At 70.6% G+C, this 1,905-nt stretch carries 2 protein-coding genes; both read right to left on the reverse strand.

The genetic code is table 11. From position 1 onward, the window contains the following. Window positions 1-58: 58 nt before the first annotated feature. The gene (locus tag LOY02_RS15995; RefSeq protein ID WP_317183363.1) at window positions 59-580 is read right to left on the reverse strand and encodes a GNAT family N-acetyltransferase; all 522 of its coding nucleotides are present in this window, start codon (window positions 578-580) and stop codon (window positions 59-61) included. A gap of 38 nt (window positions 581-618) precedes the next feature. Beyond that, the gene (locus LOY02_RS16000) at window positions 619-1,791 is read right to left on the reverse strand and encodes an ABC transporter permease (protein WP_317183364.1); all 1,173 of its coding nucleotides are present in this window, start codon (window positions 1,789-1,791) and stop codon (window positions 619-621) included. Between the last annotated feature and the right edge of the window lie 114 nt (window positions 1,792-1,905).

Genomic DNA, 1,905 nt, shown 5'->3' on the forward strand with positions numbered 1-1,905 from the left:
ACCCACCACGTATCGCACCCCGGCCCGATCCGTGTCGGCAGGCCCGCTCCCGACCAGGTCAGGCCACACCCGGTCGGCGGATGACGTAGAGGTCGAGCTCGTCGTCGTAGTAGTCGGTGGTGCGCCCCTCATACCGCATCCCGAGACGCTCGCAGATGCGGCGCGACGGATGGTTCTCGGGGTCGACGACAGCGACGATCCGATCCAGCCCGGTCTGGAAGCCGAGGTCGACAACGGCACGGGCAGCCTCGGTCATGTATCCCCGGCCGCAGTGATCGACGTGCTGGCGCCAGCCGACCTCGACGTCGTGGACCTCACGGCCCTGGGAGGCACGGATGTCCTTGAGGAGCACCGCGCCCACCGGCGTCCCGTCGCGGAGGCAGGCGCACCACCATCCCCGGTCCGGCCCCTCGACGGCCAGGAAGAGGTCGATGACCTCGTGCGCGCCGGCGAGGTCCTGGAGGGCAGCCGTGGCGATGAACCGGACGAGGTCCGGGTGCTGGTGCAGCTCGAGAACGAACTGCGCGTCATCGTGCGTGAACTCGCGAAGGACGAGTCGCGCAGTCTCCAGGCGTGTCACGTCGCGTGAGCATAGCGGGACGCCACGAGGCGTGGCCGTCACGACCGACCGGCGCGCAGCACCTCTCGAAGCGTGACCCGGTGCCCCGTGATGAGCAGGGCACGCCGGTAGATCGCCGCCGAGACGGCGACGAGGAGCACGGCCGTCGCGACGGTCAGGCCCATCGCCAGCAGGAGCTGATAGATCGGGACCTCCCCGCCGGCCCAGCGGATCGGCATCGCCACTGGAGCGCTCAGCGGGAAGATCGACAGGACCGTCGTCCAGACACCGCGTGGGTCGCCCATGACGATCGTGATCGAGAGCATGTAGACGACCACCAGGGTCAGGGTCACCGGCAGGATCGCCGAGTTGGCCTCGGTGATCTTGTCGACGAGCGCGGCCGTGGCCGCGAAGAGGAACGCATACAGAGCGAAGCCGAGGACGAACCACACGACAGCCAGGGCGAGGTCACCGCTCGCGACCTTTGGCAGGCCCAGGTCGGTGACCCGGACCGCCACCGCCAGTGGCGCCGCGAGGATGAGCAGCTGGGTGAGGGTCACCAGCCCCACGGCCAGGACGGTGCCCACGAGGATCTGCGTCGGTCGCAGGACCGCAAGCAGCACCTCGGAGATCCGTGATGCCTTCTCCATCGCCACGGTCGTCGCGATGGCGCTACCGGCGAAGGTGATCGCGAGATAGAGGACGATGCCGACTCCGAAGCCGACCCCGGCGCGCCCCTCGCTGTCGACCCGGCCCACCGACTCCTGCCGGGGTGGCGCGACCGACTGCACGGACGCGATCTGCTCGGGGGAGAGACCAGCGGCGGCGAGGCGCTCGGCCGTCTCGACCGCGACGACCGCCTGCGCGACGAAGACCGGGAACGGCCCCGCCGCCTCGCTCGGCGTGTAGAGGGTTCCATCGGCGAGACCGGCGGTGGCTTCCTCGTCGCGCACGGCGAGACGCACCGCCTCTGCGCTGTCGCGCGTCTCGAAGGCGACGGTGAAGTCGCCGCCCTCCGACGCGGCCTCGAGCGCCGCACGCAGCGTCGCGGGGGCCTCGCCGACGGTCGCGAGCGTGTACGACGTCTCTGACTCGCCGATGATCTGCGGGATGACGACACCGCCGATCGACAGGAGCAGCAGCAGACCGGTGACGACCTTGAAGGTGCGGGACTGGAGGTTCTCCACGAGGCTGCGCCTGGCGACCAGCCACGTGCCGTGCCACCAGCTCATGGCCTTCCTCCGCATCGCTCATCGCCGGAGCGCTGCCCCGCGCCCACTCCGCGTCGTTCCACCGCGCCCACTCCGCGTCGTTCCGCCGCGCCCACTCCGCGTCGTTCCGCCGCG

It is taken from the genome of Intrasporangium sp. (assembly GCF_032907665.1).
Lineage (GTDB): Bacteria > Actinomycetota > Actinomycetes > Actinomycetales > Dermatophilaceae > Intrasporangium.